General features: G+C 73.1%; 19 protein-coding genes and 1 tRNA gene. 8 read left to right on the top strand and 12 right to left on the bottom strand.

Going from position 1 to position 23,255, the window contains the following annotated elements:
- The first annotated feature begins 1 nt into the window (after position 1).
- The 3 genes from ACIP93_RS16030 to ACIP93_RS16020 are packed head-to-tail and all read left to right on the top strand — an operon-like array spanning position 2 to position 4,373.
- Positions 2-250, top strand: a complete 249-nt coding sequence (locus ACIP93_RS16030) for a phosphopantetheine-binding protein (protein WP_401759181.1) — start codon at positions 2-4, stop codon at positions 248-250.
- Entirely contained in the window at positions 247-4,185 is a 3,939-nt protein-coding gene (locus tag ACIP93_RS16025) for an amino acid adenylation domain-containing protein (RefSeq protein ID WP_401759179.1), read from the top strand. Before ACIP93_RS16030 ends, ACIP93_RS16025 begins: the two co-directional genes overlap by 4 nt.
- Entirely contained in the window at positions 4,182-4,373 is a 192-nt protein-coding gene (locus ACIP93_RS16020) for an MbtH family NRPS accessory protein (RefSeq protein WP_345218494.1), read from the top strand. The genes ACIP93_RS16025 and ACIP93_RS16020 overlap by 4 nt, the downstream gene beginning before the upstream one ends.
- A 55-nt stretch (positions 4,374-4,428) precedes the next feature.
- Here the strand turns inward: ACIP93_RS16020 and fes are convergent, their stop codons facing one another.
- From fes to ACIP93_RS16005, 3 genes are all read right to left on the bottom strand, one after another.
- Positions 4,429-5,679, bottom strand: a complete 1,251-nt coding sequence (gene fes, locus ACIP93_RS16015) for an enterochelin esterase (RefSeq protein ID WP_401759175.1) — start codon at positions 5,677-5,679, stop codon at positions 4,429-4,431.
- A gap of 176 nt (positions 5,680-5,855) precedes the next feature.
- Positions 5,856-5,943 (bottom strand) — tRNA-Leu (locus ACIP93_RS16010).
- Positions 5,944-6,040: 97 nt separating this feature from the next.
- Positions 6,041-6,505: a hypothetical protein gene (locus ACIP93_RS16005; RefSeq protein WP_401759173.1), complete on the bottom strand. Its 465-nt coding sequence runs from the start codon at positions 6,503-6,505 to the stop codon at positions 6,041-6,043.
- A gap of 164 nt (positions 6,506-6,669) precedes the next feature.
- Between ACIP93_RS16005 and ACIP93_RS16000 the strand changes: the two genes are divergently transcribed.
- Positions 6,670-7,998 carry a DUF2254 domain-containing protein gene (locus tag ACIP93_RS16000; RefSeq protein WP_401759170.1) on the top strand — a complete coding sequence of 443 codons (1,329 nt, stop codon included), beginning with the start codon at positions 6,670-6,672 and terminating at the stop codon, positions 7,996-7,998.
- A 57-nt stretch (positions 7,999-8,055) separates the two neighbouring features.
- Here the strand turns inward: ACIP93_RS16000 and ACIP93_RS15995 are convergent, their stop codons facing one another.
- The 6 genes from ACIP93_RS15995 to ACIP93_RS15970 all read right to left on the bottom strand — a co-directional run bounded on the left by ACIP93_RS15995 (position 8,056) and on the right by ACIP93_RS15970 (position 15,635).
- Complete coding sequence (locus tag ACIP93_RS15995; RefSeq protein WP_401759167.1) at positions 8,056-9,063, bottom strand: sugar phosphate isomerase/epimerase family protein; 1,008 nt, start codon at positions 9,061-9,063, stop codon at positions 8,056-8,058.
- An 81-nt stretch (positions 9,064-9,144) separates the two neighbouring features.
- Complete coding sequence (locus ACIP93_RS15990; RefSeq protein ID WP_401759164.1) at positions 9,145-10,317, bottom strand: Gfo/Idh/MocA family protein; 1,173 nt, start codon at positions 10,315-10,317, stop codon at positions 9,145-9,147.
- Between the two features lie 87 nt (positions 10,318-10,404).
- Complete coding sequence (locus tag ACIP93_RS15985) at positions 10,405-11,502, bottom strand: substrate-binding domain-containing protein (protein ID WP_401759161.1); 1,098 nt, start codon at positions 11,500-11,502, stop codon at positions 10,405-10,407.
- Positions 11,503-11,558: 56 nt separating this feature from the next.
- Complete coding sequence (locus tag ACIP93_RS15980; protein WP_401759158.1) at positions 11,559-12,575, bottom strand: ABC transporter permease; 1,017 nt, start codon at positions 12,573-12,575, stop codon at positions 11,559-11,561.
- A complete protein-coding gene (locus tag ACIP93_RS15975) occupies positions 12,572-14,119 on the bottom strand; it encodes a sugar ABC transporter ATP-binding protein (protein ID WP_401759155.1) in 1,548 nt (515 codons plus the stop codon). Before ACIP93_RS15975 ends, ACIP93_RS15980 begins: the two co-directional genes overlap by 4 nt.
- Before the next feature lie 328 nt (positions 14,120-14,447).
- Entirely contained in the window at positions 14,448-15,635 is a 1,188-nt protein-coding gene (locus ACIP93_RS15970; protein ID WP_401759153.1) for an ROK family protein, read from the bottom strand.
- A 272-nt stretch (positions 15,636-15,907) separates the two neighbouring features.
- Between ACIP93_RS15970 and ACIP93_RS15965 the strand changes: the two genes are divergently transcribed.
- On the top strand, positions 15,908-16,363 hold the full coding sequence (locus tag ACIP93_RS15965) for a hypothetical protein (RefSeq protein WP_401759150.1): 456 nt from the start codon (positions 15,908-15,910) through the stop codon (positions 16,361-16,363).
- Here the strand turns inward: ACIP93_RS15965 and ACIP93_RS15960 are convergent.
- Positions 16,360-17,316, bottom strand: coding sequence for a beta-ketoacyl-ACP synthase III (locus ACIP93_RS15960; RefSeq protein WP_401759147.1), 957 nt, complete (start codon positions 17,314-17,316; stop codon positions 16,360-16,362). The two genes, ACIP93_RS15965 and ACIP93_RS15960, sit on opposite strands and share 4 nt — an antisense overlap.
- Positions 17,317-17,528: 212 nt before the next feature.
- On the opposite strand from ACIP93_RS15960, the gene fdhD reads away from it, so the two are divergent.
- Positions 17,529-18,365, top strand: a complete 837-nt coding sequence (fdhD, locus tag ACIP93_RS15955) for a formate dehydrogenase accessory sulfurtransferase FdhD (protein ID WP_345218472.1) — start codon at positions 17,529-17,531, stop codon at positions 18,363-18,365.
- A 74-nt stretch (positions 18,366-18,439) separates the two neighbouring features.
- Here the strand turns inward: fdhD and ACIP93_RS15950 are convergent, their stop codons facing one another.
- Entirely contained in the window at positions 18,440-18,844 is a 405-nt protein-coding gene (locus tag ACIP93_RS15950) for a (2Fe-2S) ferredoxin domain-containing protein (protein WP_401759145.1), read from the bottom strand.
- Complete coding sequence (locus ACIP93_RS15945) at positions 18,841-19,881, bottom strand: bile acid:sodium symporter family protein (RefSeq protein WP_345218469.1); 1,041 nt, start codon at positions 19,879-19,881, stop codon at positions 18,841-18,843. The genes ACIP93_RS15950 and ACIP93_RS15945 overlap by 4 nt, the downstream gene beginning before the upstream one ends.
- 99 nt (positions 19,882-19,980) lie before the next feature.
- Between ACIP93_RS15945 and ACIP93_RS15940 the strand changes: the two genes are divergently transcribed.
- A complete protein-coding gene (locus tag ACIP93_RS15940) occupies positions 19,981-20,853 on the top strand; it encodes a LysR substrate-binding domain-containing protein (protein WP_380837733.1) in 873 nt (290 codons plus the stop codon).
- A 436-nt stretch (positions 20,854-21,289) separates the two neighbouring features.
- The gene (locus ACIP93_RS15935; protein WP_401759141.1) at positions 21,290-23,113 is read left to right on the top strand and encodes an AMP-dependent synthetase/ligase; all 1,824 of its coding nucleotides are present in this window, start codon (positions 21,290-21,292) and stop codon (positions 23,111-23,113) included.
- The last annotated feature ends 142 nt before the right edge of the window (positions 23,114-23,255 follow it).

Below are 23,255 nucleotides of genomic sequence, written 5' to 3'. Positions count from 1 at the left end.
GATGCCGGACACCGCACCCACCCCCCTGACCGTCGACCTGATACGCGCCGACGTGGCCGACGTCCTGGGCGAGGACCCCGAGGACATACCCGTCGACGAGAACCTGGTCGACTACGGCCTGGACTCGATGCGGATCATGACGCTGGTCGAGCGCTGGCGGCGCGAGCACGGCGTCACCGCGTCCTTCGTGGACCTGGCGGAGCAGCCGGCGATCGAGGCCTGGGCCCCGCTCCTGGGGGCGGTCTCATGACGAGGGCGCCCGCCGCCCCGGCCCCCGCGACGACCGGCCTGGAGCTGACCGCCGCCCAGTCCGGCATGTGGTTCGCCCAGGCCCTGGACCCCGGGAGCCCGGCGCAGAACACCGCCGAGTGCCTGGAGATCCACGGTCCCGTCGACCCGGACGTCTTCGCCCGGACGCTGCGTCAGGTGGCTTCCGAGGCCGACTCCTTGCGGGTGCGGATCGTGGAAGGCGCCGACGGGCCGCGCCAGTCGGAGATCCCGGACCTCGGACTCCCGCTGCACGTGGCCGACCTGCGCGCCTGCGCGAACCCCGACTCCGCCGCGTACGCCTGGATGCACGCCGATCTCGGCGAGCCCTTCGACCTGGCGGCGGGCCCGCTCTTCGCGCACGCCCTCTTCCGCGTCGGCGACGACCGGTGGCTCTGGTACCAGCGGGTCCACCACATCGTGATGGACGGCTTCGGCTACTCCCTCCTCGCCCGCCGCACCGCCGAGGTCTACACCGCCCTCGCGTCCGGCCGGACCCCGCCCGACAGCCCGTTCGGCCGGCTCGCGGACCTGGTGGACGAGGACGCGGGCTACCGCGCCTCCGAGACGTACGACAAGGACCGCCGCCACTGGGACGGCGCCTTCGCGGACCGCCCGGAGGCCCCCACCCTCGCCGGGCGCACGGCGCTGCCCTCGCGCACCTTCCACCGCCGTACCGCGCACCTCTCGCCGCTCGCCACCGACCAACTGCGCGAGCTGGCCTCCTCCATCAAGGCGACCTGGCCCGAAGTCCTCATCGCCGCACAGGCGTTGTACGTCTCGCGGGCCACCCACACCGAGGAGGTCGTGCTCGGCCTGCCGATGATGGGCCGCATGGGCTCGGTCGCGCTGCGGGTGCCCGGCATGGTGATGAACGTGCTGCCGCTGCGCCTCGCCGTCACCCCGTCCGCGACCTTCGCGGAGCTGACCCGGCAGGTCGTCCTCGGCATCCGCGCCGCCCGCAGGCACCAGCGCTACCGGTACGAGGACATCCGCCGCGACCTGGGCCTGCTCGGCGAGGGCCGCGCCCTGGTCGGCCCACTGGTCAACGTCATGCCCTTCGACTACGGGCTGACCTTCGCGGGCGCCCGCACCGAGGCGCACAACCTCTCCGCCGGCCCGGTCGAGGACCTCACGGTCAACGTCTACGACCGCACCGACGGCTCCGGGCTGCGCATCGACTACGACGGCAACCCGGCCCTGTACGCCCCCGACGAGCTGGCCCTGCACCAGTCCCGCTTCCTGGAGCTGCTGGAGCGCGTCGCCGCGACCGGACCGCACACCCCGCTCGCCGCGCACACCATCGCCCGGGAGGGCGAACTGGCCCTGGTGCTGGACGAGTTCAACGCCACCGAGCACCCGGTGCCCGCCTCCACCCTGATCGGCCCGATCGAGGAGCAGGCCGCCCGGACTCCGGACGCGCCCGCCCTCGTCTTCGGCGACGAGCTGCTGACGTACGCCCAGTTGAACACCCGGGCGAACCGACTCGCCGCCCATCTGACGGAGACGGGGGTACGCCCCGGGGCGCTGGCCGCGGTCGCCGTGCCCCGCTCCCTGGACCTGGTGGTCTCGCTCCTGGCCGTGCTGAAGGCGGGCGGGGCCTACCTGCCGCTCGACCCGGACTATCCGGCGGACCGGCTGGCGTACATGCTGGCGGATGCGGAGCCCGCCTGTGTGATCGCCGACCGCGCGGACCGCGTCCCGGCCTCCTCCGGCACCCCGGTCGTCGTGCTCGACGGCCTCGACACCGCCTCGTACGGCACGGACGACCCCGCCCCCGGCCTCACCCCGCGGGACCCCGCGTACGTGATCTACACCTCGGGCTCGACGGGCCGCCCCAAGGGTGTCGTCGTCAGCCACGCGGCGATCGACAACCGGCTGCGGTGGATGCAGCACGCGTACGGAATCGGCCCCGGCGACCGGGTGCTGCAGAAGACGCCGTCCGGTTTCGACGTGTCCGTGTGGGAGTTCTTCTGGGCGCTGCGGGTCGGCGCGACGCTGGTCGTCGCCGAGCCGGGCGGCCACAAGGACCCGGCCTACCTGGCCCGGACGATCCGCGAACAGGCGGTCACCGTCTGCCACTTCGTGCCCTCGATGCTCCAGGTCTTCCTGACGGAGCCCGCCGCCGCGGCCTGCACCGGCCTGCGTCACGTGTTCTGCAGCGGCGAGGCGCTGCCCCGCGAGACGGTCCGCGAGTTCGGGCGCGTCCTCGGCGACGGTGTGCCGCTGCACAACCTCTACGGCCCGACCGAGGCCGCGGTCGACGTCACCTACCACCCCTGTGACACCCGGGGAACCGGTACGGTCCCGATCGGCCGCCCGGTCTGGAACACCCGCCTGTACGTCCTGGACGCGGCCCTTCAGCCGTGCCCGCCCGGCGTCAGCGGCGAACTCTTCCTCGCGGGCGTCCAGTTGGCGGACGGCTACCTGGGCCGGCCCGCCCTCACCGCGTCCCGCTTCGTCGCCGACCCGTACGGCGCGCCGGGCGCCCGGATGTACCGCACGGGCGACCTCGCCCGCTGGACGGCCTCCGGCGAGATCGAGTACCTGGGCCGCACCGACCACCAGGTGAAGCTGCGCGGCCAGCGCATCGAACTGGGGGAGATCGAGGCCGAGCTGGCCAAGGACGAGACGGTCGGCGCGTCCGGCGTCCTGGTCCGCGAGGACCGCCCCGGCGACCAGCGCCTGGTCGGTTACGTCACCCCGGCCGCCGGAGCCGCACGCCCCGACCCCGAGGCCCTGCGCGCCCGCCTGGCCCGCGGCCTCCCGGAGCACATGGTGCCGGGCGCGATCCTCGTCCTGGACGACTTCCCGCTCAGCCCCAACGGCAAGCTGGACCGCAAGGCGCTGCCCGCACCGGAGTTCAGCGGCACGGCCGACGGCGGCCGCGTTCCCGCCAACCACCGCGAGGAGACCCTGACGCGCCTCTTCGCGGAGGTGCTGGGCATGCCCCGGGTCGGCGTGGACGACGCGTTCTTCGACCTCGGCGGCACCTCGCTGCTCGCCGCCCGCCTGGTCGCCCGCGTCCGGGACGCCCTGGGTGCGGAACTCACCATCGGCACCCTCTTCCAGGCCCGGACCCCCGCCTCGCTCGCCGCCCAACTGGACGCGGGCAGCACCGAGTCGGACCACGCCCTGGACACGCTGCTCCCGCTGCGCGCCTCCGGCGACCGCCCCCCTCTCTTCGCCTTCCACCCGGCGGGCGGCATCAGCTGGTGCTACTCGGGCCTGCTGTCGCGGCTCGACGCCCAGCAGCCGGTGTACGGGCTCCAGGCGCGCGGCCTGCACGGCGACGGCGAGCAGCTCCCGGCCACCATGGAGGAGATGGCCGCCGACTACATCGAGCAGATCCGCACGGTGCGCCCGCACGGCCCGTACCGGCTGATCGGCTGGTCGGTGGGCGGTGTGCTGGCGCACACCGTCGCGGTACGCCTCCAGGAGGCGGGCGAGAGCGTGGAGCTGCTCGCCCTGCTGGACGCCTATCCGTCCGACCAGTGGCAGGACGCGGCGATCCCGGCGGAGGCGGACGCGCTGACCGCGCTGCTGCGCATGGCCGGTTACGACCGCACGGACGAGCTGACCCGCGAGGACGTCCTGGCGACCCTGCACCGGGAGGGCAGCGCGCTGGCCGGGCTGCCGGACGCCACCCTGTCCGCCGTGGTCGACATCGTGGTCAACAACGCACGCCTTATGCGGGCCCACCGGCACCGCCCCTTCGCGGGCGACGCGCTCTTCTTCACGGCCGCCGCGCCGCGCGAGGAGACCTGGCTGACGCCGGACGCGTGGGCCCCGTACCTCACCGGTCGGCTCCGCAACGACGACATCGACTGTCTGCACCCGGAGCTGACGCAGCCGGGCCCGCTGGACGAGGTCTGCGCGGTGCTCGCCGCCCGCCTGAAGGAGCTGGACCACGCATGACGCACTCCCCCTTCGACGCACCCGAGCAGGACGCGGCCGACGCGCCGACCCACCTGGTGCTGCGCAACGCGGACGGCGACCACTGCCTGTGGCCGGTGTTCCGGGCGGCGCCGGACGGCTGGACGCCGGTGTTCGGCCCCGCCCCGTACGGCCAGTGCACGGCGCACCTCCAGGAACCACCCGCCTGACCTGCACGAACGCGTGCGGGGCCGCCACCCCCGGTGACGGCCCCGCACGCTCGCGCTACTTCAGCAACTCCACCAGCCCGTCGGCGAGTTCGGTGCGCCAGCACAGGTAGTCGTGCCCGCCGTTGTACTCCCGGTACGAGGCGTCCTCGTACCCCTTCTTCACCAGCACGTCCCGGAGCCTGCGCGCGGCGGGCAGCGCCACCCACTCCTGCTCGCCCACGGACAGCCAGAACCGCACGGGCAGCCGCTCGGCCGCCTCGATCCGCCCGGTCAGCCACTCCGAGCTCTCCGCATCGGGCCCGTCCGGCCACCAGAACGACCCCGACTGCGCCAGCACCAGCCCGAACCGCCCGGGCGCGCATACGGCGGCATAGGCGGCGGTGAGCCCCCCGAGGCTCTGCCCGGCGACGACCGTCCGCGCGGGATCACGGGTCACCGGCCACCGCTCCCCCGCCCAGACCATCAGCTCCCGCTCCAGGAACCCCACGAACCCCTCGTTGCACGCGAGCTCCTCCCACCGCGCGTCGGAGTCGATCGACTCCGGCAGCAGGGCGAGCAGCGGCGGAATCCGTCCGTCCGCGATCAGGTTGTCGAGCAGCGCCGCGACATCGAGTCCCGGCTGCCACATCTCGCCGTCCATGAGCACCAGCACCGGCAGATCGGTCCCGCCGCCCGGCGGCTCGTACACGTGCACCCGCCGCTCGTTCCCGAGGATCCCACTGCGCACGAGGTGCTCACGGACGACACCGCGCGCGACCCCCTCCCGCCGCTCCCAGTCGCCGCCCCGCGGGGCCCGTGGCAGCTCCACGTACGCGACGGGCTCGCCGCCCCAACGCCGTGGGAGTGTGCGCGCGTTGAAGGCGTCCCCCCGCTGCGGCCGGCCCCGCAGCCACGCCCAGTACGCCGCCCCCTCCGGCCCGCCCCCCTCGTCCACGCAGAACCCGTACGTGGCCCGCCAGTCGTCCCGCATCCGCACCGACCAGTGCCAGACGTCGGTCCCGGGCACGTGCTCCATGAGGTTGCGCCCCATGTCCCGCGGATCGACGATCTTGTTCGGCATGCACAGGACAGCCCGGGTCTCCTCCGTCCCCCGCCACACGAAGGTGACGACCCGGTACGCGGGGTCCCCGGCCGGATCGGCCTCGACCACGGGGGCGCCCCCCGCCGCCCGCACGGCCCCCCAGAAATCGCCGCCCCCGACGGCCTGCGCCACCCATGCGCTCTCCGCCCGCTCCACGGGCTCCGGCCGGGCGATCCGGGGCGGCCTGCGCGCGGTCCCGACGGACGGCGGGGCGGTCAGCGGCATGGGGTCCTCCAACGGGCACTTCAACGACGACCAACGGCTTCATCAAGTAAGGCTCACCTTACGTGGAGCCGTCGCGCGAGCCCCGTTCGCATCGTTTCCCGGTCCGGGACAACGAGAAGTGCGGGCCGAGAAGAATCTCGACCCGCACGGTGCGGCAGACCCCAGGGTCCGCCGGTTGGTGTCCGAGGGGGGACTTGAACCCCCACGCCCGATAAAGGGCACTAGCACCTCAAGCTAGCGCGTCTGCCATTCCGCCACCCGGACAAGGTATCTGTCGAGCGGGGCCGTTTTGAGCCGGCCCGTTCCGACGTGGAAAACAATACCAGGGGTTCGGGGTGGGTTTCACCTGCGTTTGGCGTGGTCAGTGACCTGCGGCGGACTTGTTGGCGGCGATCCAGTCGTCGTTGTGCTGCCAGGCGTACAGGGTGTCGCCGTCCGTGTACGCGTAGTACAGGTCACAGCGGTGAGTGGCCTGCCGGGCGGTGGTGTCCTCCGGGAACCACGAGGCGCCGAGCTCAGGACTCTTCGGCTTCCCGTCGGCCGGGAGCGGCTTGCAGGAGGGCGGGAGGGGCGGGGTGGGGAGGGTGGCCCTGAGGAGGCGCTCGCCGCCGGTGGTCCTCATCGCGTACGAGATGTCCGTGGCCGTGTCGGGCAGCCAGCGCGGGACCGAGGGGCGGGCCTCCTTGGCGGCGGCGCCCGTGGCGTAGGAGGCGGACTCCTCGTGGCGGCCGTCGTACCAGTCGACGGCGGCGGGGGCCACGACGAGGCCGAGGAAGGCGGCTCCCGCGACGGTGGCGGCGGTGGTGACGACGGCGGCGGTCTTCAAGACGGCTCCAGGGAGAGGAGGGGTGTGCGGTGGTCTGTGGTGATTCCATCCTCCCGGCGGGTTCGGCCGACCGGGTCAGACCTCAGGACCGTTGTGCGTACGACCGCGGACGCATACGGAGAGGTCAGCACCTAGGGGGCGGGGTGCGGCCCTAGCCTCGCCGGGTGAGCACTCAGGAGCCGGGCGTCCGGCGCCCACCCCGTCGCCGCAGGCCGCCGGCGCTGTCGCCGTTGCGGGAGCACCTGCGGGACACCTTCTGGTTCGCCCCGGCCGCCGGGCTCGTGGGGGTGCTGCTCCTGTGGTGGGCGGCCGCCGAGCTGGACGCGGCGATCGTGGCGGCGTTCCAGGAGCACCGGGAGTACGAGGCCCTCGGCGAGCTCATCGGGTTGGCCGACGACGCCAAGACGATCATCACGACCGTCAGCTCGGCGATGATGACCTTCATCGGTGTGGTCTTCAGCATCTCGCTGGTGGCCGTGCAGATGGCCAGCGGGCAGTTGAGTCCGCGGGTGGTGCGGATCTTCGTGCGGAGCCGGATCACGAAGCTGACCCTCGCGGTCTTCCTGGCGACGTTCGTGCTGTCGCTGCTGGTGCTGGCGGCCTACGACGGCGAGTCGGACCCGCGGAAGGTCACCGCCGTGCCGCTGGTGCAGAGCGTGCTGACGATGGCGATGGTGGCGCTGAGCCTGGTGCTGTTCATCGCGTACGTGAACTCCACCCTGCGGCTCATGCGGGTCAGCCATGTGATGGACCGGATCAGCCGGGAGTCGCTCGCGCTGCTCAAGGCGCAGGAGCGGGACCGGGAGGAGGAGGTCGTGCTGGGGCCCGAGACCGCGCGGCTCACCTATGAGGGGCGGGCCGGGGCGCTGCGGGACGTCTACATCGCCCGGCTGGTGCGGGTGGCGCGGCGGCGGGGGGCAGTACTGCGGCTGATTCCGCGGATCGGGGACTTCGTGCTGCCCGGGACGCCCGTGATCGCGGTGCACGGCGGGGCGGAGGTGACGCGGAAGGCGGTGCGGCGGACCGTGTCCGTGGGGGTGGAGCGGACGTTCCACCAGGACCTCGGGTTCGGGCTGCGGCAGCTCGCGGACATCGCGCTGCGGGCGCTGTCGCCCGCGGTGAACGACCCGACGACCGCCGTGCAGGCGCTCGACCGGATCGTGCAGTTCCTGGCGGTGGCCGTGAACCTGCCGCTCGGGGCGCTGCGGCACCGGGACGGACAGGGGCGGGTGCGGTTGGTGCAGGACGTGCCGTCGTGGACGGACCTGGTGGATCTGGGGCTGACCGAGATCCGGGGGGTCGTGGCGGGCAATCCGCAGGTGTCCCGGCGGATGATGGCCGGGATCGACGATCTCTTGTCGCTGGCGCCCCCGGGGCGGCGCGAGGTGCTGGAGCGGCACCGTGCGCTCCTGGTGGAGGTCGTGGAGCGTACGGTGCCGGACGCGGCGGACCGGGAGTTCGCGCTGACGGCGGACCGGCAGGGGATCGGGTAGTGCCCGTCGCGGGGCGGCGCCTGTCGGGAGGCGGCGGGCGGTGAGGGGCAGCGGCCGTTACGGCTTCCCGCCGCCGAAAGCCGCGTCGAAGGAGGCGGTCGGCGGGGGGAAGTCGAAGCGTTTGAGGTGGGCGAGCGCTTCCGGGGCCCCGGCCAGGCGGTCCATGCCCGCGTCCTCCCACTCCACGGAGATCGGGCCCGCGTAGGAGGGGGAGCGCAGGGTGCGGAAGACGTCCTCCCAGGGGACGTTTCCGTGGCCGGCGGAGACGAAGTCCCAGCCGCGGCGGGGGTCGCCCCACGGGAGGTGGGAGCCGAGGCGGCCGTTGCGGCCGTCGAGGCGGGTACGGGCCTCCTTGCAGTCGACGTGGTAGATCCGGTCGCGGAAGTCGAGCAGGAAGCCGACCGGGTCGAGGTCCTGCCAGACGAAGTGCGAGGGGTCGAAGTTCAGGCCGAAGGCAGGGCGGTGGCCGATGGCGTCCAGGGTGCGGTGGGTGGACCAGTAGTCGTAGGCGATCTCGCCGGGGTGGACCTCGTGGGCGAAGCGCACGCCCTCCGCGTCGAAGACGTCCAGGACCGGGTTCCAGCGGTCGGCGAAGTCCGTGTAGCCGCGTTCGATCATCGCCTCCGGCACGGGCGGGAACATCGCGACCAGATGCCAGATGGCGGACCCGGTGAAGCCGACGACCGTACGGACTCCGAAGGCGGCGGCCGCGCGTGCGGTGTCGGCCATCTCGCGGGCGGCCCTGCGGCGCACGCCTTCGGGTTCGCCGTCGCCCCAGACGCGGGGCGGCAGGATGGCCCGGTGGCGTTCGTCGATGATGGCGTCGCAGACGGCCTGGCCGACCAGGTGGTTGGAGATCGCCCAGCACTGGAGGCCGTACTCGGCGAGGAGGGTGCGGCGGGAGTCGAGGTAGCCGGGGTCGGCGAGGGCCTTGTCCACCTCGAAGTGGTCGCCCCAGCAGGCGAGTTCGAGGCCGTCGTAGCCGAAGTCGCGGGCGTGGGCGCAGACCTGTTCCAGGGGGAGGTCGGCCCACTGGCCGGTGAAGAGGGTGAAGGGGCGGGGCATCGGCGGTTGCCTCCTCGGGCGGTACGGATGGTCCTCGGGGCGAGGCGGGGCGGGTGGCTCACGGGGCGGGACGGCCGGCCCTCAGGGCGACACCGGCGTGTAGGCGGCGTTCTTCTCCGCGCTCTCCGCCACCGCGGCGAGCACCCGCTGGACCTGGAGCCCCTCCGCGAAGGACGGGGAGACGGGGACGCCGGTGGCGATGGCTTCGAGCAGGTCGCGGGCCTGGTGGACGAAGGTGTGCTCGTAGCCGAGCGCATGGCCGGGGGGCCACCATGCCTTGAGGTAGGGGTGGCCGGGTTCGGTGACCAGGATGCGGCGGAAGCCCGCGGTGTGGGCCGGTTCGGTGTGGTCGTGGAAGGCGAGTTCGTTGAGGCGTTCCAGGTCGAAGGCCAACGAGCCCTTCTCGCCGTTGAGTTCGATGCGCAGGGAGTTCTTCCGGCCGGCCGCCATGCGGGTCGCCTCGAAGGAGGCGAGGGCCCCGGAGGCCAGCCGGCCGGTGAAGAGGGCCGCGTCGTCGACGGTCACCTCGGCGCTGCGCGCGCCGGTGTCCGGGTCGGGGCGGCGGCGTACGAACGTCTCGGTGAGGGCGGAGACGCCGGTCAGCTCCTCCCCCGCCAGATACTGGGCGAGGTCCACGAGGTGGGCGCCCAGGTCGCCGAGGGCGCCGGAGCCCGCCCGGTCGCGGCGCAGCCGCCAGGTCATGGGGGCGGCGGGGTCGACGAGCCAGTCCTGGCGGTAGGCGGCCCGGATGTGACGCAGTACGCCGAGGCGGCCCTCCGCGACGAGAGTGCGGGCGTACGTGAGGGCCGGGACGCGGCGGTAGTTGAAGCCGACCATGGCGACCTGGCCGCGCCCTGCCGCCTGTCGGGCGGCTTCGACCATGGCGCGGGCCTCTTCGACCGTGTTGGCGAGGGGTTTCTCGCACAGGACGTGCTTGCCCGCCGCCAGGGCGGCGACCGCGATCTCGGCGTGGCTGTCGCCCGGGGTGCAGATGTCGACGACCTGCACGTCGTCCCGGGCGATCAGGTCCCGCCAGTCGGTCTCGGTGGCCGCCCAGCCGTGCCGGTCGGCCATGGCGCGTACGGCATCGCGGTCCCGGCCGCACACGGCGGCCAGGACCGGACGGGCGGGCAGGTCGAAGACGCGCCCCGCGGTGCGCCAGCCCTGGGAGTGGGCGGTGCCCATGAACGCGTAGCCGACCATGCCGATGCCGGGGGCCGGGGCGCGGAGGGGGGTGGGTGCGGATCGTTCCATCCGGTCTCTCCTGTTCCGTCACGGGTGGCGGGCGGACCGCCCGCGCGCGGGCCCACCGCGCGCGGGTCGCCCTGGGCTGCGCGGGGCCTACTTGAAGCCGGTCGGGAGGTAGTCGTCGACGTTGTCACGGGTCACGACGGCGGAGTACAGGGTGAGGGAGGCGGGGATCTCCAGTTCGGCGATGCCGCCGATGCCCTTGCCCTGGCCGAGTGCGCGGGCCAGGTCGATGGCGGAGGCGGACATGGTCGGCGGGTAGAGGACGGTGGCCTTCAGGACCGAGTCGTCGGCCTTGATGGCGTCCATGGCGGACCTGGCTCCCGCGCCGCCGACCATCAGGAAGTCCTTGCGCCCGGCCTGGGCGACGGCCCGGAGCGCGCCGACGCCCTGGTCGTCGTCGTGGTTCCAGAGCGCGTCGAACTGCGGCTGCGCCTGGAGGAGTTGGGCCATCTTGGCCTGTCCGGACTCCACCGTGAACTCGGCTGCCTGACGGGCGACCTTGGTGATGCCGGGGTAGTTCCTGAGGGCGTCGTCGAAGCCCTGGGTGCGGAGCCGGGTGAGCTCCAGGCTGTCGACGCCGGCGAGTTCGACGACCTTGGCGCCGGGCTTGTTCTTGAGCTTCTCGCCGATGTAGCGGCCCGCGCTGAGGCCCATGCCGTAGTTGTCGCCCCCGACGTAGCAGCGGGAGGCCTGCGGGGAGGCGAAGGCGCGGTCCAGGTTGATGACCGGGATGCCGGCCTTCATGGCGGCGAGGCCGGTCTGGGTGAGGGCCCTGCCGTCGGCGGGGAGGATGACCAGGACGTCGACCTTCTTGTTGATCAGGGTCTGGATCTGGCCGATCTGGACGGCGGTGTCGTTGGACCCTTCGGTCATGTCGAGGGTGACGTCGGTGTACTTCTCGGCGCGGTTGCGGGCGTTCTCGTTGATGGCGTTCAGCCAGCCGTGGTCGGCCTGGGGCCCGGCGAAGCCGATGGTGACCTTCTTGCCGGGCCGGGTGTCGGCGGTGGGCCGGCTGTCGGCGGCGGGGGTGTCCTTCGTGGTGGGTTCGTTGCTGGTGCAGGCGGCGAGGAGGGCGGTCGCGGAGACGGCCGCGCCGCCGAAGAGGAGGCCGCGGCGGGTGCTGCCCGGCCGGGCGGCGGGGTCGGGGCGGGCGGAGTCGGAGTGGGCCGGGGCGGAGTTCTTCGGCATGGCTGGGACGACCCTTCGGGCTGAGTGGTCAACGGGGCCGGCGGGAGCGGCGGTCGTCAGTCGTCGTGTGCGGTGCGGCGCTGGACGAGTACGGCGACGACGATGATCGCCCCCTTGGCGATCTGCTGGACGTCGCTCTGGAGGTTGTTCAGGGCGAAGATGTTGGTGATCGTGGTGAAGACGAGCACGCCGAGCACGGAGCCGACGACGGTGCCGCGCCCTCCGGTGAGCAGGGTGCCGCCGATGATCGCGGCGGCGATGGCGTCGAGTTCGTACAGATTCCCGTTGGTGTTCTGGCCGGAGCCGGACAGGACGATCAGCAGGAAGGCCGCGATGCCGCAGCACAGACCGGAGAGCAGATAGAGGTGGAGGCGCTGGCGGCGTACGTCGATGCCCGCGAGCCGGGCCGCCTCGGCGTTGCCGCCGACGGCGACGGTGCGGCGGCCGAAGGTGGTGCGGTTGAGGAGCAGCCACCCGACGACGGTGACGACCACGAAGACGAGGACCAGCGGCGGGATGCCGAGGACGTACGCGTCGGGCAGGCCGAGGTCGAGCACGGCGTCCACGGTGACCAGTTGGGTGCGGCCCTCGGTGATCTGGAGGGCCAGGCCGCGGGCGGCGGCCAGCATGGCGAGGGTGGCGATGAACGGCACCAGCCTGCCGTACGCGATGAGCACCCCGTTGACGAGGCCGCAGGCGGTGCCGACGAGCACGGCGGTGAAGAGGACGCCTGCGAAGCCGTACTCCTGGGTGGCCACGGTGGTGGCCCAGACGGACGCGAGGGCGACGATCGCGCCGACGGAGAGGTCGATGCCGCCGCTGGTGATGACGAAGGTCATGCCGACGGTGACGACGCCGATCACCGAGGCCTGGGTGAGGACGAGTTGGAGGTTTCCGGTGTCGAGGAACTGGTCCGGCTTGGTGATGCCGCCGACGGCGATCAGGGCGGCGAGGACGCCGAGGAGGGAGAGGTTGCGGACGTCGAGCCGTGAGCGCCCGCTGGATGCAAGGGGTTTGGCGGGCGCCGGCGGGGCGGTCGCCGTGTCGGACGTCGTCGGGCCGGGCCGGGTCATGGGGCGGGGCTCCCTTCCATCACGAGGTCGAGGACCCGGTGTTCGTCGAGTTCCCGGGCGGGTGCGGTGTGGACGAGGCGGCCTTCGCGCAGGACGAGCACCCGGTCGGCGAGGCCGAGGACTTCCGGGATCTCGCTGGAGACGAGGAGGACGGCGAGGCCCTCGTCGGCGAGGCGGCGGATCACCGCGTACAGCTCGGCCCGGGCGCCGACGTCGACGCCCCGGGTGGGTTCGTCGAGGAGCAGGACCTCGCAGCCGCGCAGCAGCCAGCGGGCGAGGACGGCCTTCTGCTGGTTGCCGCCGGAAAGGGTGCGGACGCGGGCGTCCGGGTCGTCCGGGCTCAACGACAGTTCGCGGGTGGCCCGTCGGGCGGCGGACCGTTCGGCGCTCCGGTCGAGCCAGCCCGCGCGGGAGAAACGGGAGAGGGTCGCCACGGAGACGTTGCGGGTGACGGACTCCGGCATCAGGAGGGCCTGCGCCTTGCGCTCCTCGGGGGCGAGCCCGATCCCGGCACGGACCGCCGCTCGCACGCTTCCGGTACGCAGCCGCTTCCCGTGCACCGCCACTTGGCCGGCGGCCGGCTTGCGGGCGCCGTAGATCGTCTCCAGGATCTCGGAGCGGCCGGAGCCGACGAGGCCCGCGAGGCCGACGATCTCCCCGGGGTGGACGGTGAGGTCGACGGGCTCGAACTCGCCCGTGCGGCACAGCCCTTGGACGTGCAGGGCCGGGGGCGTGGAGCGGTCGCCGGGTGCGGGACGGTCCGGGAAGGCGTAGGCCACGTCGCGGCCCGTCATCAGGGTGACGATGTCACGGGTGGGAGTGTCGCGTGCGGGCAGGCCGACGGCGACGGCGCGGCCGTCCTTGAGCACGGTGACGCGGTCGCCGATGCGGCGGATCTCCTCCAGGCGGTGCGAGATGTAGACGACGGCGACACCGTCTGCGGTGAGCGAGGCGACGATCCGGAAGAGGTTGTCCACCTCGTCGGGGTCCAGGGCGGCGGACGGCTCGTCCATCACGATGAGACGCACCTCGTGGGAGAGGGCGCGGGCCATGGAGACGATCTGCTGCTGGGCGGCGGAGAGGGTGCCGACCAGGCGGTCCGGGTCGATCTCGGGGTGGCCGAGGCGGGTGAGGAGGGCGGCGGCGGCCGTCCGGGCGGCACGGCGGCGCACGACGAACCCCGCGGTGGTGGGCTCGTGGCCGAGGTGGACGTTCTCGGCGACCGAGAGACCTTCGACGAGGTCGAGCTCCTGGTGGATCGTGGCGATGCCCAGGCGCATGGCGGCGGCCGGGGACGTGAGGGCGACGGGGGCGCCGGACCAGGTGATCGCGCCGCTGTCGGGACGGTGGGCACCGGCGAGGATCTTGATGAGGGTGGACTTTCCGGCGCCGTTCTGGCCGAGGAGGCAGTGGACTTCGGCGGGGAGGACTTCGAGGTCGACGCGGTCGAGGGCGCGGACGCCGGGGAAGGTCTTGGTGATGTGGGACATGGTGAGGAGGGGGGCGGGGGTGGGGGTGGGCGGGGGTGCGGGGTCGGGTGGCATGAGGTCCCCTCGGGGTGGTGGGGTACGGGGCTGGGCGGGGGTGCCGGGGCCCGCGGGGTGCAGGGGCTGGGCGGGGCTTGCTGAGGCGTACGGGGTGCAGGGGCTGGGCGAAGGCGTTCCGGAGTGGGCCGGGAGCGGGCGGGGCCGCCCCCTTGCCCGCCCGTTCCGCCCTCCCCGGGAGGCAGCCCCGCCGCCCGAGGGAGCGGGGGTGGAGCGGGAGCTGCGTCGGCCAAGGGGGCTGGAAGGTTGCGTCGGCCAAGGCGGCTGGGAGGGCGCGTCGGCCAAGGGGGCTGAGCGGGTCAAGGGGGCGCGGGCGGTCTCTTGGGAGCTAGAAGGCCGGGGAGAAGAGGTGGTCGGTGATGAGGAGGGTGGCGCCCGTGACGCCCGCCGTGGGGCCCAGTTCGCCGAGGACGATGGGGAGGTTGCCCGTGGCCAGGGGCAGGGACTGGCGGTAGACCTGGGTGCGGATGCTGGCCAGGAGGTGGTGGCCCAGGCCCGTGACGCCGCCGCCGATCACCACGAGACCCGGGTTGAAGAAGCTGACCAGACCGGCGATGACCTGGCCGACCCGGTTGCCGCCCTCGCGGACGAGGGCCAGGGAGGCCGGGTCGCCGGCGGCGGCCGCCGCGGCCACGTCGGCCGCGGTCAGCCGGCCGTGCGTGTCGAGACGGGAGGCGAGTTCGGGGGAGCGGCCCGACCGGGCGGCCGCCTCGGCGTCGCGGGCCAGGGCCGCGCCGCCGAAGTGGGCCTCCAGGCAGCCCTTGTTGCCGCAGGCGCACGCACGGCCGTCGGGCTCGACCTGGATGTGGCCGATGTCGCCCGCGCTGCCGGTGGCCCCCCGGTGGACCTGGCCGCCGACGACGATGCCGCAGCCGATGCCGGTGCCGATCTTGACGCAGAGGAAGTCGTCCACGGACCGGGCGACGCCCGCGTGCCGCTCCCCCATCGCCATCAGGTTCACGTCGTTGTCGACCAGCACCGGACAGCCCAGGTCCTGGCTGAGCGCCTCGCGCACCGGGAAGCCGTCCCAGCCGGGCATGATCGGCGGGGCCACCGGGACGCCCTCCGGGAAGCGCACCGGCCCGGGGACGCCGACTCCCGCGCCGTCGAAGCCCCCGGGTGCGAGACCCGACGACCGGAGCTTGGCGGCCAGGCCGAGGGCCTGCTCGAAGACCGCGACGGGCCCCTCCCGCACGTCCATCGGCTGGTTGAGGTGCCCGAGGACCTCCAGCTCGGCGTTGGTGACGGCCACGTCGATCGAGGTCGCGCCGATGTCGACGCCGAGGAAGCGGAGTTGCGGGGCGAGCCGGACGTTGTGCGAGCGCCGTCCCCCGCGTGAGGCGGCGAGACCGTCGGCGACCACGAGGCCCGTGTCAAGGAGCCGGTCGATCTCGACCGCGAGCTTGGAGCGGGAGAGCTCGACCTGATCGCCCAACTGGGCCCGGGAGCCGGGGCCTCCGTCGCGCAGCAGCCGGAGCAGGCGCGCCTGGTGCGCGTTCGCGGGTCGAGCCGTCATGCGCCTCACGTGCCCCTCCTGCCGCACGGGCCGCACGCGGCGGCCTGTTCTGGTCCCTCTCGGGTCGTCCGGGCGGAGTCGTCCGGGCGGGCTGTGGAGGGGAACGTAGCAGCGGGTGCAGGGGCTGGGAAGAAGTCATGCAGGATTTCGCGCTACTTTTCCCACCGCCAGGACAAAGTGCCGTCGGACGGTCCGCGAATGACGCCCATGCCGTCGGGCATCCGGCGACCATGGACATGACGCGGCATCACATCACGTTGGCGGCAAGCAAGTTGACGAGATTCACCGACGTCGGCTGGCTGGACTTCCTGCTGAACGCGGCCCTCTACCTCGGGTTCCTCGGCGTCGGCGTCTGGGTCACCTGGTGGTGGCAGGAGCGCAAGCGCGGTGTCCGCGGCGCGGCCGAGAAACATCGCCTGGCCGTCGGGCGGCGGATGCGGACCCGTCGAATTCTCGCCGCGCTCTCGATGGTGGGGGCCCTCGCACAGATCGGCGTCGGTATCGCCCTGACCACCCGGAGCGACCCGGACGACGACGGGCAGTTCCTCCTCGTGACCGGCGGGCTCGTCGTGCTCGCCTGGCTGTTCGCCCTGCCGCTGTGCCGGCCCCTCCCCCGCCCGGCCGACGACCGGTCGGTCAAGCACGCGCCGACCAGGGAGAAGCCGTACGACCAGGTCTCGTACGACCACCTGCCCGCGAAGGTCCCGGACCAAAGGCGGAACCGCTAGGGGCAGCGCACGACCTGGCCCGCGTACGACAGGTTGCCGCCGAAGCCGAACAGCAGCACCGGGTCGCCCGAGCGCAGCTCGCCACGCTCGACGAGCTTGGAGAACGCCATCGGGATGCTCGCGGCCGAGGTGTTGCCCGAGTCGACGACGTCACGGGCGACGACCGCGTTGACGGCGCCGATCCGCTGGGCGAGCGGCTCGATCAGGCGGAGGTTGGCCTGGTGGAGGACGACCCCGGCGAGTTCCTCGGGGGCGATCCCGGACCGCTCGCAGACCTTGCGGGCGATCGGCGGGAGCTGGGTGGTGGCCCACCGGTACACGGACTGGCCGACCTGTTCGAAGCGCGGGGGCGTCCCCTCGATCCGTACCGCGTGACCCATTTCCGGCACGGACCCCCACAGCACCGGGCCGATCGCGCCCGAGGCGGTGTCGTCGGCCTCCGGTGTCGCCTCGACGACCGCCGCGCCCGCGCCGTCGCCGACCAGGACGCAGGTCGAGCGGTCGGTCCAGTCCGCGATCTCGGTCATCTTGTCGGCGCCGATGACCAGAGCACGGGTCGCCGACCCGGCCCGTACCGCGTGGTCGGCGGTGGCCAGGGCGTGCGTGAAGCCCGAGCAGACGACGTTGAGATCCATCACGGCGGGCGAGCCCATGCCCAGGCGTGCGGCGACCCGGGCGGCCATGTTGGGCGAGCGGTCGATGGCGGTGGAGGTGGCCACCAGGACCAGGTCGATGTCCGCCGGGTCCAGGCCCGCGGAGGCGAGCGCCTTGGCGGCGGCGTGCGCGGCCAGCTCGTCGACCGGTTCGTCGGGGCCCGCGACGTGCCGGGTCCTGATCCCGACCCGGCTGCGGATCCACTCGTCGCTGGTGTCGACCAGCTCGGCCAGGTCGGCGTTGGTCAGTACTTTGGCCGGCTGGTAATGCCCGAGCGCGACGATCCGTGAACCGGTCATGTGCGCCTCCACCCCTCATTGCGGACAGTCGGAGCGACCCAGTCTTCTTTGTGACCCACCGGTACGAGGGCGTGTGATTCAACAGCATTCGCCACCCAGACTTTGGAGCTTCCCGCCGACCGCACGGACAATGGGCGACGCCATCAGCACACCGGGTCGCATCGGCGTCCGGTGGGCCGCTTCTCGTCACTCTCGGGGCAGGACTGATCACCATGGGCCGGGTCACCGCACGCCGTCGCGTCGTACGCATCAGGGGCGGGGCCGTCACCGCGCGGCCGGACACGCTCGTGGCGGAGGAGCCGCTGGAGATCCGGCTCGACGGCAAGCCCCTGGCGATCACCATGCGCACCCCCGGCGACGACTTCGCGCTGGCCGCGGGCTTCCTGGTCAGCGAGGGCGTGCTCGGCGACGGGGCGGAGGTCGCGAACATCGTCTACTGCGCGGGCGCCCGCGAGGACGGGTCCAACACGTACAACGTGGTCGATGTGCGGCTCGTTCCCGGGACGCCGGTCCCGGACATCACGCTGGAGCGCAACGTCTACACGACCTCCTCCTGCGGGCTGTGCGGGAAGGCGAGTCTGGACGCGGTGCGCACGCAGGCGCGCTTCCCGGTCCTGGACGAGCCGCCGGTACGGGTGACGCCGGAGCTGCTGGCTTCGCTGCCGGTGCGGCTGCGGGAGGCGCAGCAGGTGTTCGACAAGACGGGCGGGCTGCACGCGGCCGCGCTGTTCTCCGACACCGGGGAGCTGATCGACGTGCGCGAGGACGTGGGGCGGCACAACGCGGTCGACAAGCTGGTGGGACGCGCGCTGACGGAGGGCCGGCTGCCGTTGTCGCGGTCGATCCTGCTGGTGTCGGGGCGGGCGTCGTTCGAGCTGGCGCAGAAGGCGGTGATGGCAGGGATACCGTTCCTGGCCGCCGTCTCCGCGCCGTCGTCGCTGGCCGTGGACCTGGCGGCGGAGACGGGGCTGACGCTGGTGGGCTTCCTGCGGGGGTCGGACATGAACGTGTACGCGGGCGAGGAGCGGGTCGTGCTTCCGCGGACGTGACGTCCGCAGTCGTGATGTCGACAGTCGTGACGTCGGCAGTCGTGACGTCCGCGGCCGTGCGTCCGTGCAGGCGTTCAGCGCCTCTTCGCGGTACGGGTTTCCACCGGTGCCGGGATGAACTGGAGCTCCAGCGTCGCCGGGGGCTCGGCGATGCCGGGGCCGCCCGCCGCCACCCAGGCCAGGATCTCGTCCGTGCTGTCGTCGTCCAGCGCCCAGCCGACCCAGGCCGCCCGGCCTCCCCTGCGCCGCCCCTCGGTGGACGGCTGGACCACCACGACGTTGGCCTGTCCGCACGGGCCCAGGCAGTCGCTCGTACGGACGGCCAGGCGGCCGGCGGAGGCGGCCGCGGCCTCGCGCATCCTGCGGAGCTGGCCGGCGTGGTCGGTGCCGGGGTTCTTGCGGGCGTCGCCGCAGCAGCAGCCCCGGCACACGGTGAGGGCGCAGGGGCGGTTGCCGAAGGTGCGTATCGCTGAGGTCACTTGTCGATCTTGCCAGCCGGGGCCGGTGCGGCGACAGGGGGCACCCGCGTCGACGCGGGCACCGGGTCCTCGCTCCTGCGCCGGGCGATCACCGCGCACACCATCAACTGCATCTGGTGGAACAGCATCAACGGCAGCACCGCCAGGCTCGCGTGCGCCCCGAACAGGACGCTCGCCATCGGCAGCCCGGCCGCCAGGCTCTTCTTCGACCCGGCGAACTGGATCGCCACCCGGTCCGCCCGGCCGAAGCCCAGCTTCTTCGACCCGTACCAGGTGAGCGCCAGCATCACCGCGAGCAGCACGGCCTCGACCCCGAGCAGCGCGGCCAGGCGCAGCGGCGAGATCCGGTTCCAGATGCCCTGCGCCATGCCGAGGCTGAAGGCGGCGTACACGACGAGCAGGATGGACGAGCGGTCGAAGTAGCCGAGCACCTTCTTGTGCCGTACGACGAAACCGCCCACCCAGCGCCGCAGCAACTGCCCGGCCAGGAACGGGGCCAGCAGTTGGAGCCCGATCCGCAGCAGCGAGTCCGCGGAGAAGCCCGCCGCGCCGCCGCTCAGCAGGAGCGCCGCCAGCAGGGGCGTGACGAGGATGCCGACGATGCTGGAGAAGGAGCCCGCGCAGATCGCCGCGGGGACGTTTCCGCGGGCGATCGAGGTGAAGGTGATCGACGACTGGATGGTCGAGGGGACCAGGCACAGGAAGAGGAAGCCCTGGTAGAGCTCGGGTGTGAGCACGTGCGGGACCAGGAACCGGCCCGCGAGGCCGAGGAGCGGGAAGAGGACGAAGGTGGCGGCGAGCACGGTGACGTGCAGCCGCCAGTGCGCGAGGCCCTGGAGCATCTCGGCGGTCGACAGCCGCGCCCCGTACAGGAAGAACAGGATCGCGATCGCCGCCGTCGAGACGTGTCCGAGCACCTCGGACGCCGGGCCGGTGGCGGGCAGCAGGGTGCCGAGGCAGACCGCGCCGAGGAGCGCGAGGACGTATCCGTCGACCGGGAACCAGGACGGCAGCTTGAGGCGGCTCATGCGGGCCATCGTCTCTCCCGGCCGTCCGATCGGGAAACCTGCATACGACGCTCACTGTCATCACGGATCATGATGACGGCGAGGTGGCGGGGGCGGTACGTTCGGCATGTGTACGAGCCGACGCAGTTGCGCACCTTCCTCGCCGTGGCCCAGACCCTGTCGTTCACGCAGGCCGCGCGGCGCCTGGGGCTGCGGCAGTCGACGGTCAGCCAGCATGTGAAGCGGCTGGAGGAACAGGCCGGGCGGCGGCTGTTCGTACGGGACACGCACCGGGTGGCGCTCACCGAGGACGGCGAGGCGATGCTCGGGTTCGCCCGGACGATCCTGGCGGCGCACGAGCGGGCGGCGGCGTTCTTCACGGGCAGGCGGCTGCGCGGACGGCTGCGGTTCGGGGCGTCCGAGGACTTCGTGCTGACGCGGCTGCCGGAGATCCTGGAGGCCTTCCGGCGGGACCACCCGGAGGTGGATCTGGAGCTGACGGTGGAGCTGTCGGGGATCCTGCACCGGCAACTGGAGAGCGGGCGGCACGACCTCGTACTGGCGAAGCGGCGGGCGGACGACACGCACGGCGAGCTGGTGTGGCGGGACTCGCTGGCGTGGGTGGGGGCGCCGGGGCTGCGGGTGGAGGCGGACCGCCCTGTTCCGCTGATTCTGTTTCCGCCGCCGGCGATCACGCGGGCGCGGGCCCTGGAGGTGCTGGAGACGCAGGGGCGGGCGTGGCGGATCGCGTGCACGAGCGGAAGCCTGAGCGGGCTGGTGGCGGCGGCGCGGGCGGGGCTGGGGGTGATGGCGCACACGCGGGGGCTGGTGCCGCCGGGACTGGAGCCGGTGGCGTCGCGGAGCGGGCTGCCGGAGCTGGGCGGGGTGGAGTTCGTGCTGCTGCGCGGGAGGCGGCGGGGCGCCGCGGTGCAGGAGGCGGCGCAGGCGCTGGCCGAGGCGGTGCTGGCGGGGGCGGACCGGCTGCACCGGGGTGGGGGGTAGGGCGGGGATTCCGGGGGTGGGCTGCTGGGTGGGGGGTCTCGGGGGGCTCTGGGGGCGGAGTCCCTGTGGGCCAGAGGTCCTGTGGGCCGGAGCTCCTGCGGGGGCGGAAGTCCTGCGGGGGCGGAAGTCCTGCGGGGGCGGAAGTCCTGCGGGGCGGTCTCCGGGGCGTGCGGCCGTGCAGGTGCGCGCGCCCCGGGCGTACGCCCGTAGGCGCGCGGTGGCCTCCGCGTACAGATTCCGTGGAGATTTCCCGAGCCCGACTTACCCGGAAGTAAGGTCACGGTCCGAGCCCTCCGATGGGGTCGCCCGGGGGGCCTGTGACCTGTACCGATGTCCCGATCGCAGTTTCCGGCAGCGGCTCTCGCCCCCTCCCGCGGGGGGCGGCATTGGGGTACCGTCACCGGCGCTGTGCGGAGCGCCTCAAGGAGCCAGGACATTGCGCGAGTTCACTGTCCCACCCCTGGCCGCGCCCCCTCGGGCCGGCGGACTGGCGGACGCGGTGTTCCGCAACGCGGACGAGGACCCGCACCGGGTCGCGCTCGGCCGCAAGGACGCGGACGGTCACTGGCGGGACGTCACCGCGGCGCAGTTCCGCGACGAGGTGATGGCGCTGGCGAAGGGGCTGCTGGCCCAGGGCGTGCGGTTCGGCGACCGGGTCGCCATCGTCTCCCGTACGCGCTACGAGTGGACGCTCTTCGACTTCGCCCTGTGGGCGGTCGGGGCGCAGCCGGTGCCGGTGTATCCGACGGCCTCCACCGAGCAGGTCTTCTGGACGCTGCACGACTCCGAGGTGGTGGCGTGCGTGGTGGAGCACGAGGACCACGCGATGACCGTGGCCTCGGTGATCGACCGGCTGCCCCGGCTGTCCCGGCTGTGGCAGCTCGACGCGGGCGGGGTGGCGGAGGTGGTGGCCTCCGGGGCGCAGGTGGACGACGACGTGGTGCACCGGCACCGGCGGGCGGTCACCCCGGAGTCGGTGGCGACGGTCATCTACACCTCGGGCACCACCGGGCGTCCCAAGGGCTGCGTCCTGACGCACGCGAACTTCATGACCGAGGCGGACACCGTGATCGCGCGCTGGGAGCCGGTGTTCCGCTCCGCGCCCGGCGACGAGGCGTCGACGCTCCTGTTCCTCCCGCTGGCGCACGTCTTCGGGCGGATGGTGGAGGTGGCGGCGATCCGGGGAAGGGTGAAGATCGGGCACCAGCCGGTCATGGCGGCGGGCGAGTTGCTGCCGGATCTGGCGGCCTTCCGGCCCACGTTCGTCCTGGCGGTCCCCTACATCTTCGAGAAGGTCCACCATGCGGCCCGGCGCAGGGCGGAGGCCGCGGGCAAGGCCGCCGCCTTCGACAGGGCGGTCGAACTGGCGGTGCGGTACGCGGAGGCGCTGGAGCAGCGGGCGTTCGGGACCGGGCCCGGCCCTTCGGCCTCGTTGCGGATGCAGCACCAGCTCTACGACAAGCTCGTGTACGGGAAGGTGCGCGAGGCGCTGGGCGGGCGGGTGCGGCACGCGATGTCGGGCGGATCGGCGATGGAACGGCGGCTCGGCCTGTTCTTCGCGGGGGCGGGCGTCACCATCTACGAGGGGTACGGGCTGACGGAGTCCACGGCGGCCGCGACGGCGAACCCGCCGGAGCGGACGCGGTTCGGAACGGTGGGGCTGCCGCTGCCCGGTACCACCGTGCACATCGCGGACGACGGGGAGGTGTGGCTGCACGGCGGCCACGTCTTCGCGGGCTACCTGAACGACGCCGCCGCCAGCCGGGCCGTCCTGCACGACGGGTGGCTGTCCACCGGGGACATCGGCTCGCTGGACGCGGACGGCTACCTGACGATCACCGGGCGGAAGAAGGAGATCCTGGTGACCTCGGGCGGCAAGAGCGTGTCGCCGACGGGTCTTGAGGAGCGGGTGCGGGCGCATCCGCTGGTCGCGCAGTGCATCGTCGTCGGCAACGACCGGCCGTACATCGCGGCGCTGGTGACGCTGGACCTGGAGGCGGTCGAGCACTGGCTGGCGATGCACGGGCGGCCGCCGATGGAGCCCAAGGACCTGGTGCGGGACCCGGAGCTGGAGACGGAGGTGCGCAGAGCGGTGGTGGCGGCCAACACGCTGGTCTCGCAGGCGGAGTCGATCCGGACCTTCCGGATACTGGCGCACCAGTTCACGGAGGAGCGGGGGTTGCTGACGCCGTCGTTGAAGTTGAAGCGGAGGGCGATCGAGGAGGCGTACGGGGCGGAGGTCGCCGCCCTCTACCGATGAGGGGGCCACTCGACCGCCCCCTTCGGACCACGCTCCTCTTCCCCCCCCCGCTCCCTTGGGCTTCGCCCCGAGCCCCCTTGGACGACGGGCCGCCATTCCCTCCTCCCAGCCCCCTTGGGCGACGGGGCCGCCCTTCCCGCTT

This window comes from Streptomyces sp. NPDC088745, from assembly GCF_044751045.1.
GTDB classification, from domain to species: domain Bacteria; phylum Actinomycetota; class Actinomycetes; order Streptomycetales; family Streptomycetaceae; genus Streptomyces; species Streptomyces cremeus.
Note: the sequence above shows the minus strand (reverse complement) of the source record. Positions and strands in the feature narration are given on the sequence as shown.